At 35.7% G+C, this 14,309-nt stretch carries 10 protein-coding genes; 8 read left to right on the top strand and 2 right to left on the bottom strand.

What is annotated here, in order from left to right:
• The first annotated feature begins 426 nt into the window (after nucleotides 1-426).
• The 5 genes from ACEN2H_RS10875 (at nucleotide 427) to ACEN2H_RS10855 (ending at nucleotide 7,772) form a co-directional block, all read left to right on the top strand.
• Entirely contained in the window at nucleotides 427-1,848 is a 1,422-nt protein-coding gene (locus ACEN2H_RS10875; RefSeq protein ID WP_441732374.1) for a hypothetical protein, read from the top strand.
• 311 nt (nucleotides 1,849-2,159) lie between these two features.
• Nucleotides 2,160-2,633 carry a T9SS type A sorting domain-containing protein gene (locus ACEN2H_RS10870; RefSeq protein ID WP_441732373.1) on the top strand — a complete coding sequence of 158 codons (474 nt, stop codon included), beginning with the start codon at nucleotides 2,160-2,162 and terminating at the stop codon, nucleotides 2,631-2,633.
• A 219-nt stretch (nucleotides 2,634-2,852) separates the two neighbouring features.
• A complete protein-coding gene (locus ACEN2H_RS10865; protein WP_441732371.1) occupies nucleotides 2,853-4,451 on the top strand; it encodes an FISUMP domain-containing protein in 1,599 nt (532 codons plus the stop codon).
• 428 nt (nucleotides 4,452-4,879) lie between these two features.
• Nucleotides 4,880-6,508, top strand: a complete 1,629-nt coding sequence (locus ACEN2H_RS10860; RefSeq protein ID WP_441732369.1) for an amidase — start codon at nucleotides 4,880-4,882, stop codon at nucleotides 6,506-6,508.
• 313 nt (nucleotides 6,509-6,821) lie between these two features.
• Nucleotides 6,822-7,772 carry an NAD(P)H-dependent flavin oxidoreductase gene (locus ACEN2H_RS10855; protein ID WP_441732367.1) on the top strand — a complete coding sequence of 317 codons (951 nt, stop codon included), beginning with the start codon at nucleotides 6,822-6,824 and terminating at the stop codon, nucleotides 7,770-7,772.
• 216 nt (nucleotides 7,773-7,988) lie between these two features.
• Here ACEN2H_RS10855 and msrB read toward each other — a convergent pair whose 3' ends face one another.
• Nucleotides 7,989-8,378, bottom strand: coding sequence for a peptide-methionine (R)-S-oxide reductase MsrB (gene msrB / locus ACEN2H_RS10850; protein WP_441732365.1), 390 nt, complete (start codon nucleotides 8,376-8,378; stop codon nucleotides 7,989-7,991).
• A 26-nt stretch (nucleotides 8,379-8,404) separates the two neighbouring features.
• Entirely contained in the window at nucleotides 8,405-9,274 is an 870-nt protein-coding gene (locus ACEN2H_RS10845) for an alpha/beta fold hydrolase (protein ID WP_441732363.1), read from the bottom strand.
• A gap of 174 nt (nucleotides 9,275-9,448) precedes the next feature.
• Here ACEN2H_RS10845 and ACEN2H_RS10840 point away from each other — a divergent pair, with 174 nt between their 5' ends.
• The 3 genes from ACEN2H_RS10840 to glgB all read left to right on the top strand — a co-directional run bounded on the left by ACEN2H_RS10840 (nucleotide 9,449) and on the right by glgB (nucleotide 14,121).
• On the top strand, nucleotides 9,449-10,870 hold the full coding sequence (locus ACEN2H_RS10840) for a glycogen synthase (protein WP_441732362.1): 1,422 nt from the start codon (nucleotides 9,449-9,451) through the stop codon (nucleotides 10,868-10,870).
• The gene (locus ACEN2H_RS10835) at nucleotides 10,867-12,147 is read left to right on the top strand and encodes a glucose-1-phosphate adenylyltransferase (RefSeq protein WP_441732361.1); all 1,281 of its coding nucleotides are present in this window, start codon (nucleotides 10,867-10,869) and stop codon (nucleotides 12,145-12,147) included. Before ACEN2H_RS10840 ends, ACEN2H_RS10835 begins: the two co-directional genes overlap by 4 nt.
• A 66-nt stretch (nucleotides 12,148-12,213) precedes the next feature.
• Nucleotides 12,214-14,121, top strand: a complete 1,908-nt coding sequence (gene glgB / locus ACEN2H_RS10830) for a 1,4-alpha-glucan branching protein GlgB (RefSeq protein WP_441732360.1) — start codon at nucleotides 12,214-12,216, stop codon at nucleotides 14,119-14,121.
• Nucleotides 14,122-14,309 lie beyond the last annotated feature (188 nt).

Genomic DNA, 14,309 nt, shown 5'->3' with positions numbered 1-14,309 from the left:
TGAAATTGGTAGACACGCTGGACTTAAAATCCAGTGAACAGCAATGTTCGTGCGGGTTCAAGTCCCGCTCTGAGTACAAGAAACTTCAGTTGGCTAACGCTAGCTGAAGTTTTTTTTTGGATTAATCCCAAAACCTATGGAGTGACAAAAGTTGCGCCCAAATATTAGTTAGTATCAAATTCAAAAGTTGTGTATTAGGTAAAAAAGGAATGCAATTAAATGTGCATCTTATTCAGTTCTTAAATAACACAATCAATTTAAATCGGATATTTATAAAAACTATTGACTATTTTAGTCAATTATTTGTTTTAATCTTGTTGTTTTCAGCATTGGAAAACAATGAAAATGAGATTGTGTTTGTTATTATTAGTATAACTTGTGTGCTTTTAGTTATTTTGTTTAAATGTTTTAATGAAATAAAGGTCTATGAAAACAACATCTATAACCATCTTATTAATTATAATATCCGCAATTAGTTTTGCACAGAATGCTCAAGTTGTTGTTTTTAAGCATGAATTGCGATGGACTGATGAAACGAAATTTCCTAACTATTTTTTGTATCAGGACATTCGGGACTCAATCTTTAAAGATACTAAGCTCGAATTAATGAAGTATCTCAAGGTTAATGAGGTTGTATTACCTAAAGATGTGTCCTATAAGATTTTTAATGGATTTGGAAAGCAAAAGGTAGAAATGCCTAAAATGGTTTCCAATAAGGATTTTGAAATTGGAATATTCTCTTTTATAACCAGGGCAACATATGGTTTCGGGATGTTATGGAAATTCAATATTATTATTAAGCAGAACAATAAAATTATTCTGCAGAAAGAAGTAAGCCATGAACTCGAATACTTTAACGTTTCAGGTTACGTAACATCACAACTATGGTTTTCTCCAGAGGAGTTTCATGATGTCTTTAGAAGATTGATAAAAGAGTCATTGGGAGAATTGCCATCAACTAATGAAAAAATAATTGTAGGATCATTAGAAGCTCAAGAAAAAAAAGCAAGTTCTCTTTTACTGAATCCTACACGTCAATTACTGAAAATAAACGGAGCTTGGAATTCTGCCAGTAATTTTTCAGCACTTATAGAAACTACTAATGGCGCCAATTTAGATTTTTATTACAAGGATAAAATGATATGGAATTTTCCTAAGCCAACTTTTTCTGATTTTTACACTCCTTTATTTACAAGTGCTACAGGGGTAAGTATTTCTTTTAATGAAAAAATAGCACATCAAAAAAAGGGCGTGTTATTTTTTTCAGATGGAGGAAAGTTTGGAATTAATTTGAAATGGGTTGAGAAGGTATCTACAATAAAAGTGAAAGGGGTTGAAGTTACAAAACAAAATTTTTCTGATCCTATAATAGCTGAATTGTATAACGACAAAGAGCAAATAGGCTATTTTTTATATGCACGTTTAGAAGAAGTTCGTTCTACCGATAAAACAGAAGTGAAATTCAATCCATTTATTGGGAATCAAACACAAAATACTTTGGGAATTGAACAAATTCATAGGATTGAGGGTTTATTATATAACAAACCTCTATTTGCTGAATATAACGAGAACCGTGGAATTATTGAGATAAGATCAGGAGAGGAGAGGTTGGGTATAATGCTTGTTCAAAATTGCAATCCAGAAAATCAATCTGTCGCAAATGCTACTTTGTCAAAAAACAAACATTTTGTTACTACCACTTATTCGCATTTTGGAAAACCATCGATGGAGAAAACGAAATCAGTGGAGTGGTATCCTATATATTTTCCTGAAAACGCTACAGAAGAGTCCAGAAAAGTGGCTATAAAAACTTTGGTTTGTTTATTTTTCGGGATTGGGAGTATGTAGTTATAAACTAGTTAGTTTGTTGTTTTTTAGAGGATCACAGCCAAAAGCTGTGGAGCGATAAAAATTAAGCATAAAAATTAGTTAGTATAATTTGGCTCTTAAACCAAAAAATAACTACTAAAAAGCAGTTTTTAGCACTTGTTAAGTCCTGTTTATTGTAGATTTAGTAAAAGCAGGTATAAATACCTGCTCGCTATTGTTAAAAAAATGTTATCTTGCCAAAATAATGTTAATTAACAAAGTTTTTTTACTCTCTCCGCCAGTCATTTGGGTTGATTTTATCATAGCTTTTAAAAAAAATCAACAATACAATGAAAAAAACAAGTACTCTTTTATTTGGGTTATTCGCGGCATTTACGATCCAGGCACAGCAAGCTGTTGATGCTTCTGGCGGTGACGCCACGGGATCTGGTGGAAGTTCTAACTTTTCTGTTGGGCAAGTGGTTTATACCACTAATTCTAGCGCAACAGGTTCAGTAGCGCAAGGAATCCAGCAGGCTTTTGAGATATTTACCCTGAGTAATCCGGAACTAACGGCATTAACGTTGTCTGCGGTGGCGTACCCAAATCCTACCACGGATAAAATCGTTTTGTCTCTACACAATTCAGATCTTACGGATTTGAGTTATGTACTTTATGACCTTTCTGGGAGGACACTTGCAAGGGCTTTGGTGCAAGGGTCTGAAACCGAAATTGCAATGCAAAATTTACCTTCGGGAGCATACATCTTGAAAGTAAATAAAAATAATGCTGAATTAAAAACATTCAAAATCATAAAGAAATAAACCAATGAAAAAACTATTACTATCTATAGCCCTGTTTATCACGGTTAGCACCTTTGCTCAATCTCCGCAAAAAATGAGTTACCAGGCAGTGCTTCGTAACAGCAGCAGTGCGTTGATCGCGTCAACGCCAGTAGGTATGAAAATAAGTATTTTGCAAGGCAGTACAACAGGTACGTAGCCTACAGCGAAACCCAAAGACCCAACACCAATGTTAATGGTTTGGTAAGTTTAGAAATAGGAGCAGGAACCCCAGTAACAGGTACCTTTGCAGGTATTAACTGGGCAAACGGACCTTACTTTATTAAAACGGAAACCGACCCCACGGGCGGAACAAATTATACCATTGCAGGCGCAAGCGAACTAATGAGTGTTCCTTATGCACTGTTTAGTGCCAATGGAACTGTAGGTCCCCAAGGTCCAATAGGATTGACAGGTCCAGCAGGTCCTCAAGGTCCAATTGGTTTAAAAGGAGATATAGGATTAACAGGAGCAGCCTCAACAGTTGCGGGTCCAACAGGAGCAGACGGAAAAGATGGTGCTACAGGTGCCCAAGGTCCAGCAGGTCCTCAAGGCCCAATTGGTTTAAAAGGAGATATAGGATTAACAGGAGCAGCCTCAACAGTTGCGGGTCCAACAGGAGCAGATGGAAAAGATGGTGCGACAGGTGCCCAAGGTCCAGCAGGTCCTCAAGGTTTAGCGGGATCAGCTGGCTTGACAACTTCAGTAAATGGAGTAACACAAGTTGCGGGAGCAATAACTCTTACCACAGCCAATATTGCAGCTAGTACCGATAAAAACTATGTAACTAATGCACAACAAGCAGTAGTTAGCAATACATCAAACACTAACACAGGCGACGATGCAGTAAATAGTAACTATAGTAGTTTAGTAACCAATGCCACACATACAGGAGATGTAACAGGTGCAACAGCATTAACTATTACAGATGGTGCAGTAACATCAGTAAAAATACTAGATGCAAATGTAACAAACGCAAAGCTAGATAAAGCCAACATCCCACTAAGTGGATTTGGTGCTGCAGTGGCAGATGTAGCTCTTGGAGCAAAAAAACTGACTGGAGTGGCAAACCCCACAGATGCTCAAGATGCCGCTACAAAGTTTTATGTAGATTTATTAGCAGCTCAATTATTCAGTTTAAAAGCTCAAATAAAGGAGTTGATAGCTGATAATAGCCTTCTTACAACAAGCGTTGAAATTGGTACGCAACAGTGGATGAGAAAAAATCTTGATGTACCGACTTACAGAGACGGCACCCCAATACCTGAAGAAACGGACCCAACTGCTTGGGCAGCTTTAAAAACTGGTGCTTGGTGTTATTACGTGAAACCTGATGGTTCAACTGATGGTGCTACTTATGGCAAAATGTATAACTGGTATGCGGTGATGGGTATTACTACAGCAGAGTCAGCCACACCAACACCTACAGAAATAGCAGCAAGAAAAAAATTAGCCCCAACAGGCTGGCACGTTCCCACAGACGCTGAATGGACTATTCTAACCGACGGTTTAGGAGGAACAGCCATCGCTGGAGGCGCGATGAAAGAAACGGTAACAACGCATTGGTCAAGTCCTAATACAGCGGCTACTAACAGCAGTGGTTTTACAGGTCTTCCGGGAGGTTTTCGCACCAACAATGGAACATTCAACGGCATTGGTAACTACGGTTACTGGTGGAGTTCTACGGAGGACGGTACAGCTGTTGCCTGGTACCGCGGCCTGCATTACAATAACGGCTATGTAGACGGAGGCAACTACAGTAAGACAGCTGGTTTCTCAGTGCGTTGCCTCAGGGATTAATACCCTTTGGCTCTTTTGCCCTTTGACCCTTTGAAAAATAGATGGGGCGTAAGCCCCTTTTTTTATAAAAATGCCGCGCTCATTACTTCTTTTTATTTTCAAAGAAAAACAACAATTAATAGGTAGCTGACAGCATTACAGTTATTTGGGAGTCTCAAAAAAAAACATAGAGGTGCGTCGCCTTTCTTTAGAAAACCCTATCCAATTCGGATAGGGTTTTTGTTTTTCAACTATCGAATTTTTTGCTGCTTATATGTAGATTTTTAGTATTATGTTCTTAGTTTTTTTAATTGTAGTATTAGCAATTTTTATCAGCAAAAGCCTTGTTATCAGGTACTTTAAAAAATTAACTTTTGTTAAGTGTATTATTTTATTGCAGTTGTTAAAAAAAAGCTAAATTAGTTCATTATATTTTTAATATTTTATCCATGAAAAGAAGATCTTTTTTAACTACTGCAACCTTAGCTTCTGCAGGTCTTAGCACTTTCTTAATTTCAAGTTGTAATTCAAGCACTAAAAAAAACGATGAAGTAATCAGTACAGTAGGCAATTCCGACGCAGTCTTCGAACTAAATGAAGAAACGATCAGTAGCTTAAGGGAAAAATTATCTTCAGGTACATATAGTTCAGAACAATTAGTTCGAATGTATTTAGATCGCATAGAATCCGTTGATAAAAATGGGCACAAATTAAATGCTGTAATTGAAATTAACTCAGATGCAATCGCATTGGCTAAAGCCATGGATTTAGAAATGAAATCTGGAAAGAGTAGAGGTCCTTTACATGGTATTCCCATACTGATAAAAGACAATATTGATACTGGTGATAAAATGCAAACTACAGCAGGTTCATTGGCACTTGCAGGTAATGTTGCAAGTAGCGATGCTTTTGTTATCAAGAAAATGAGAGAGGCAGGAGCTATATTAATAGGTAAAACAAATTTAAGTGAATGGGCTAATTTTAGATCTACTTCTTCTTGTTCAGGTTGGAGCAGTAGGGGCGGGCAAACTAAGAACCCTTATATATTAGATCATAATCCATGTGGTTCCAGTGCAGGTTCTGGTGTAGCCGTAGCGGCTAACCTTTGTGTTGTTGCCATTGGCACAGAAACGGATGGATCTGTGGTATGTCCAGCCTCGGTAAGTGGAATAGTAGGAATTAAACCTACAGTCGGTTTAGTTAGTAGAACGGGGATTATACCTATTTCAAGTACGCAAGATACAGCTGGGCCTATGGCAAGAACTGTTACTGATGCTGCCATTTTATTAGGAGCTATGGCAGGTATAGATGATCAGGATCAGGTTACTCTAGAAAGTAAAGGGAAGGCCCATAAAGATTATACTAAATTCCTTGATTTGGATGCACTAAAAGGAAAAAGAATAGGAGTTGAGCGTAAGCCTCAGGGTGAAAATCAATTCATGCACGCACTTCAGCAAAAAACAATCGATTTACTAAAAAGTAAAGGTGCTACAATTATAGAAATTGATTATCTGGATGAAATTAGTAAACTGGGAGGAGACGAGTTTGAACTAATGCAGTTTGAGTTCAAAGCTGGTTTGAATAGTTACTTAAGTACTTCTAATGCCAAGGTGAAAAGCTTAAAGGAAGTTATTGACTTTAATATAGCCAATGAAGATAAATCAATGCCCTACTTTAAACAAGAAACCCTAATCAGTTCCAATGAAAAAGGCAGTCTTATGGACAAAAAATATATTGAAGCACTCAAAAAAAGTCATTTAGGTTCAAAAGAAATAATTGACAAAGTCATGAAGGTTAATAAATTGGATGCTATTTGCGGTTTAACTATAGGACCGGCTTGTAGTATCGATATGATTTATGGAGATCGCTGGGGAGATGTTTTCTTAACAATGCCAGCAGCAGCTAGTGGTTATCCACATATTACTGTTCCTTGTGGAAAAGTCTATGATTTACCTGTAGGTTTTTCATTTTTTGGTTCCGCATATTCAGAATCTAAATTAATAAGTATAGCTTATGCTTATGAGCAAGCATCAAAAGAAAGAATAGCACCTAGTTTCAAGAAATCATTTATATTATAGCTAAGACTCATATAAAACTTTAGTAATTTAATTGACGCAAAATAGCAAACTAGTGTTTGTTATTTTTTTCTTGTTTTTTAAGATATGAGGCTTCGAATGAATCATAAATTCAACTGTTAACGAAGAAACCTGTAATTTGAAAATGATACAAAACTGAAACCGAATTGAGAAGAGTAGGATAGCACGTTATACTGGGAGGTTAAGCTGAAAGCTAATGCTAATAATATTATTAAAGCGTTTTTTTCATTTAGTTTTTAAATAGTAGGCATGCATAGTATATTTAGCTATATTTGTTTTAATCAAAACCCTAAAAATGGTAAAACCTACGCTAAATACTCTTTTGCAGATTAATCGCCCGTTGATAATGGCGCCTATGTTTCTAGTTTCGAATACAAAAATGATTATCGAAGGGATGAAAGCAGGTGTAGCGGGTTGTATTCCAGCATTAAATTATCGGACATTGGATGAATTACGAGCTTCAGTTATAGAACTTAGGGAAGCTAAAGTTGCTGGTGGGAGTTTTGGTTATAATTTAATAGTAAATAAATCGAATATCAAATACAAAGACCAATTAGCGGTATTGTGCGAGGAAAAAGTAGATTTTATCATTACTTCCCTGGGTTCTCCTGAGGAGACTATTAGACAGGCTCATAAAGCAGGAATTAAGGTTTTTTGTGATGTAACTGACCTTGCTTTTGCTAAAAAGGTAGAAAGCTTGGGTGCCGATGCCTTAATAGCCGTCAATAATCTTGCTGGAGGTCATCGAGGTAACCTTGGTCCTGAAGAATTAATTAAGGAGCTAAATTTAAATACTACATTGCCAGTTATTTCGGCAGGGGGCGTCAGTACTAAAAAGGAATTGGACAATATGTTGTCTTATGGCGCTATTGGTGTATCAGTGGGAAGTCCTTTTATAGCTTCATTTGAATCTGGAGTTTCACAAGAATACAAGCAAGCTTGTGTTGATTATGGGGAAAAAGACATTGTTTTGACCGAGAAAATTTCCGGTACACCTTGCACGGTTATCAATACTCCTTATGTTCAGAAAGTGGGGACAAAACAAAGTTTGTTAGAACAAACTTTAAACAAAAACAAAACCTTAAAAAAGTGGGTAAAAATGATTAGATACATGATAGGTTCAAATGCAGTTACTAAAGCCGCTACCGAAGTTACTTATAAAACTGTGTGGGTTGCTGGCCCTACTATTGAAAATACTACTGCAATAACAGCTGTTTCTGAAATAGTTGATAAATTGTGTCTGTAATCTTCTAATGATTAGGAAGAGTCATTTGCAGTAACTTACTAGAGTTAGTTGTTAATTTACTTAAAAGCCCTATGAATCTGATATAAGGATTTGAAGGGCTTTTTAGTAAAAAAATCTTTTTTTAAGAAATCTAGAACGTTCAATTCGTCTTTTTTTTTCTTGCAAAAAGCCTCAAACTAGTGCGTTATTAAATAGCACAGTGATATAATTAGGACATTATTCTTTGAAGTCTACTGATAGTGAATTTACACAATAACGTTGTCCAGTTTTCGTTGGTCCATCGTTAAATACATGCCCTAAGTGAGTACCACAGTTAGAACAAAGAATTTCAGTGCGACTCATGCCGAGTGTATTGTCTTTAATATATTCGACTTTACCTGGAATGGATTCGTCAAAAGAAGGCCATCCACAATGGGCATCAAACTTAGAGTTGCTTTCAAATAGCGATTCATTGCAGGCCCCACAGCAATAGGTTCCTTTTTCGTAATGAAGGTTGTAAGATCCGGTATGGGGGCGCTCCGTTCCTTTTTGGCGAAGAATTTTATAACGTTCTAAACCTAATTCCTCTTTCCACTGCTCTTCGGTTTTCTCTAAAGGGTACTGCATAGTTTGTATTCTATTTGTTTTTATGTTTATTTGTTAGTCGTGATGTAAGTTACGACTCTATTGATAACATCTTGATGCCCTAAAATTTTGCGATGCCCTAATCTTTCGGTTAACATTAGCGTTCCATTTATTAAATGTTGGTGAATGTGAATGCCAGCTTTAACCGAAACTTCAGGGTCATCTTTATCATGCACTACAAGCATAGAAATATCAGTGTTCTTAGCCGCTCTATATGCAGAATAGTCATTCATTTTTTCTCCGTGTTTCTTTTCGAAATGCAACCTTAATAGGTTAGCAAACTTGGGATTTAACTCAAGTTTAGCGACAAAATCCTCAATAATGTCTTGTACAAGGTCCCCACTACCAATAATAGCAGCGGATTTAAGTTGAAGTCCGTGTTTAATGGCGTTTAAAATTGACATTCCACCTAAGGAATGTCCGACAGCTGCATCAAATGGACCGTATTGCTTATCTATTTCTAGGATAGCAGCAATAAAATCAGTCATTATGCCATTATTACCGGGTGACTTGCCATGTGCTGGTGCATCAAAACTGACGGTCGAATAGCCCGATTTAAGCAGTTCATCAGCTATTTTTACTAATTGTGTGCCACGACCAGACCATCCATGAACCAATAAAATTTTCTTTTCACTTTCACCATATTCATAGACAATAACTTGCTTATTTAGACTTGGAATGGTGACTAATTTTTGGACGCTAGCGCGGTCCATATGCAATTCTCTTTTTGGAATTTTATGTTTTATGGGTGTTGTAAATAATTTCGCTATATACAATACAGTTAATTTTGGAGAAATAAAGGAGATAAACTTACTGCTAAGTAGTATAAACTTAGGAATTTTCAATGATTGCGTATGAATAGAAGTGTTTTTTGTCATTTTAATAATTTTTTGAGACTTCTTTCTTTCTGTTTATTTTTTACTAATTTTAGAAAAACATAAAAGTAGTGTAATTAGTAAAATTTTAACCTGTTAATTGATTATTTACACATAGAAAATTATGGGTCCCCCAAAATAGTATTGTAAATGATTGATGAAAATATAATTAATTAGATGGAAATATTTCATATCAGTGCAGAGTGTTATCCAGTAGCCAAAGTTGGCGGATTAGCAGATGTTGTTGGAGCGTTGCCAAAATACCAAAATAAAGCGGGACATCTTGCAAGGGTCGTAGTTCCATGTTACGATACAAAGTTTAAAAAAGAATACGATTTTGATTGTGTCCATTGGGGTGCCATTAAATTAGGGAAGTTTAATTTTTCGTTTAGCGTTCTAAAAGAAACTACGGATAAATTAGGGTTTGAACTATATCTTATAGAGATGCCGGAATTATTTGACAGAAAGAACGTGTATGGATATGAGGATGACATTGAACGGTTTTTATCTTTTCAAATTGCCACTTTAGATTGGATAATGGGAAGGGAGGCAATGCCAGATATAATTAATTGCCACGACCATCATACAGGACTAATTCCTTTTATGATGTTATACTGCAATAAATATAAAAAGTTACATAACACACCCTCGATGATTACCATACACAATGGTTTGTATCAGGGTCAATTTGGGTTCGATAAACTACATTATTTACCAGAGTTTGACTTATCCCATGTTAACCTTCTAGAATGGGATCACTGCATTAATTCTTTGGCGGTAGGTATAAAGTGTGCATGGTCAGTCACTACAGTTTCTCCAAATTACTTAAATGAAATTAATTATTCAGCTAATGGCCTCGAAACATTATTTAATATAGTTCGCTATAAATCCCGAGGGATATTAAACGGAATCGATACTGAGGTGTGGGACCCTGCAAAGGACAGTATGCTAGAAAAAAACTATTCTATTAGCAATTTTGAAGTAGGGAAACAGCAGAATAAGGAAATACTTTGTACCCTTTTTAATCTAGACCCTAGAAAACCATTATTTAGCTTTATAGGCAGGCTGTTAGAAGAAAAAGGAGGCGATCTGTTGCCGCAAGCTACGGCTTTGGCGATGTCTGAGAACTATCAGGAAATCAATATCCTAATTTTAGGTTCTGGAAGTCCGGAAATTGAAAATCAATTAAACAGTTTATTGCCTGATTATAAAGGGAATTACAATACTTTCATAGGTTATAATGAGGAATTGGCACATCTTATTTATGCGGGAGCGGATTTTTTATTGATGCCATCAAGAGTAGAGCCCTGCGGATTGAATCAAATGTACTCGTTGCGGTACGGAACGATTCCAATTGTGAGGAGAACAGGAGGTTTGAAGGATACAGTAATTGATTTTGGAGATGACGGAAACGGTATTTGCCATGATCAATCTTCTGTCGGGGATATTTGTTATTCGATTCAAAGGGCGATAGAATTATATAAGGAAAAGCAAAGTTTAAATAAAATTAGAAACAAGGGAATGCTCACAGACCACTCTTGGGAAAGAGTTTGTCAAGAATATATAGAGGTGTATAATTTAATAATTAAAAAAGTATGAAAGCTAAAAAGAAAAATGTGATTGCGATTATTTTAGGTGGAGGTCAAGGATCCAGATTATACCCATTGACTGAAACTAGGTCTAAACCTGCTGTCCCAATAGGAGGTAAGTATAGATTAGTGGATATTCCTATTTCAAATTGCATGAATTCAGATATCTATAGAATGTTTGTATTGACACAATTTAATTCAGCTTCATTAAATGCCCATATCAAAAACACTTATAACTTTAGTGTTTTTAGCCATGCTTTTGTTGATATTCTTGCTGCCGAACAAACTCCTGACAACCCCACTTGGTTTCAAGGGACTGCCGATGCCGTTCGACAATGCATGCCTCATTTTTTAAATCATGATTTTGATTATGCATTAATACTTTCTGGCGATCAATTGTATCAAATGGATTTTAATGATATGATAGAAGAGCATATTAAAAATCAGGCTGACATAACCATAGCCACATTACCAGTTAACGCTAAGGATGCTCCAGAGTTTGGAATTCTAAAAACAAACGATGAAAGCTGTATCGAATCTTTTATTGAAAAACCTGCTAAGGAACTTTTATCCGAATGGAAGTCAGATGTAAGTGAACAAATGAAGTCTGAAGAGAAGCATTATTTAGCTTCAATGGGAATCTACATTTTCAATAAAGATTTGTTAGTGGATATCATGTCAAATAAGGAAACTAAAGATTTTGGAAAAGAAATTATTCCGCAAGCTGTTGGTAATAAAAAGATTCTAAGTTATCAATATGAGGGCTATTGGACTGATATTGGTAATATTGATTCCTTTTTTGAAGCAAATATTGGATTGACGGATGATATACCACAATTCAATTTGTTCGACAATGATAATAAAATTTATACTAGACCAAGACTATTGCCTCCTTCAAAATTTCAAAAAACACTTTTAGACAGGTCTTTGATTTCCGAAGGCTGTATTTTAAATGCCAAAGAAATTAATCATTCAGTAATCGGTATTCGATCAAGAATTGGTGATGGTTCTATTATTAAAAATTGTTATATAATGGGGAATGATTTCTATCAGAGTTTAGATCAGATGAATACTGATATTGAAAACAACAAAATATTGGTTGGTATTGGTGAAAATTGTTTTATCAGTAATGCCATAGTTGATAAAAACTGTAGAATAGGTAATGACGTTTATATTAATGGAGGAAAACATTTGGAAGATTTTTCAAATGAGCTATATGCTATAAAGGATGGAATTGTTGTTGTTAAAAAAGGAGTTACATTACCAGATAATTACAAGATCAATTAAAATTTATACGCCTAATTTTATAAATTAATTCTCTATTTTAAAAATGTAGAACTACACAAATATTTTATGAATACAGTTATTTCACATTCCCTTTTTACCGATTTTGACATCGACCTTTTCAAAGCTGGAAAGCATTACAGATTATATGAAAAGCTTGGTGCTCATTTGATCGAGGTAAATGGTGTAAGAGGGGTTTATTTTGCAGTCTGGGCTCCGTCTGCTCGTTCCGTATCTGTTGTTGGCGATTTTAATTTCTGGATACAAGGAGAACATCAACTTGAAGTGCGCTGGGATTCCTCCGGTATTTGGGAAGGTTTTATTCCAAATATTGAAAAAGGAGCAACCTATAAATATAGAATACATTCTAGTAATGACGGAATTGTTACCGAAAAAGCGGATCCTTTCGCTTTCTATTGTGAAAAGCCACCTCATACAGCCTCTGTCATTTGGGATCTTGATTATAAATGGAAGGATACTAAATGGATGAAATCACGTCAGGACCATAATGGTCTAGACAAACCATATTCTGTTTATGAAGTTCATTTAGGATCCTGGAAACGTCATGCTGAAGACAATCGCTTTTTGACTTATCTTGAGTTTGCAGAGGAGTTAGTAGACTATGTAAAAGAAACGGGGTTTACTCATGTCGAATTTATGCCTATCATGGAATATCCATATGACCCTTCTTGGGGGTATCAATTAGTTGGATATTTTGCGCCAACTTCCCGTTTTGGAAAACCTCAGGACTTTATGTTTTTGGTTGATAAATTACATCAGGCAGGAATTGGGGTAATTCTAGATTGGGTTCCATCTCATTTTCCAGATGACGCGCACGGATTAGGCTTTTTTGATGGCTCTAATCTTTTCGAACATCCAGACCGTAAAAAGGGATACCATCCTGACTGGAAAAGTTTAGTTTTTAATTATGGTCGTAATGAAGTTCGTTCCTTTTTAATAAGTAATGCACTTTTTTGGTTGCAACAGTACCATGCTGATGCACTTCGTGTTGACGCTGTAGCATCTATGCTGTATTTAGATTATTCGCGAAAAGAAGGTGAATGGGAAGCTAATATCTATGGTGGAAATGAAAATCTAGACACCATAAGTTTTTTAAAAGAATTTAACGAAGCAGTTTACTCGAATTTTGATGGAGTACAAACTATTGCCGAAGAAAGTACTTCTTTTCCAATGGTTTCAAGACCAACATCTGTTGGAGGATTAGGGTTTGGAATGAAGTGGATGATGGGATGGATGCATGACACCTTGGAATATTTTCAAAAAGATACGGTTTATAGAAAATACCATCAAAATGACTTAACTTTTTCTATGACTTATACTTTTTCCGAAAATTTCATGTTGCCATTGTCTCATGACGAAGTGGTATATGGAAAGAAATCAATCGCCGGAAGAATGCCTGGCGATGAGTGGCAGAAATTTGCAAATCTGCGTTTGCTTTATGCTTATATGTTTACACATCCGGGAACAAAATTATTGTTTATGGGGTCTGAATTTGGTCAGAGTGCCGAGTGGAACTTTGAAGGAAGTTTAGACTGGCATTTATTACAATATCCGTTGCATGATGGTGTAAAAAAACTGATAACGGATTTAAATGGCTTATACAAAACGCAGCCCGCTTTGTATGAAAAACAATTTAGTCCAGAAGGTTTTGAATGGATTAATTATTCAGATCATCAAAATGCAGTGATGTCATTTATTCGCAAAGGAGATAAACCTAAAGATGATGTAATTGTTGTTTGCAATTTTACGCAAATAGTGCGTAATAATTATAGAATTGGCCTTCCTAAAAAGGGAAAACTTACTGAAATTTTTAATAGTGATGCTGCAATTTACGGAGGTAGCGGTATTATGAATTCCGGTAAATTACTGATTGATGCTGCGCCATATGACGGTAGGGATTACTCAATAGAATTGCAATTGCCCCCGTTGAGTGTGACTACTTTCAAAATTTCATGATATAAACAGGGAAAAACCATAACCTTAAAAACTGTAAACAGTATTGATTGCGTATATCGATACTGTTTTCTTTTTATACAGGTCAATTACAACGTTTGCGCAAAATAAAAATAAAAATAGTTAGAATATGGAACTTGCTTTTTTTGTATTTTTGACGACATTTAAAAGCCTTACTTTTAACAATATAT

Source organism: Flavobacterium sp. W22_SRS_FP1, assembly GCF_052113685.1.
GTDB lineage: Bacteria > Bacteroidota > Bacteroidia > Flavobacteriales > Flavobacteriaceae > Flavobacterium.
The sequence above is the reverse complement of the archived record's forward strand: the minus strand, read 5'-3'. Positions and strand labels throughout refer to the sequence as shown.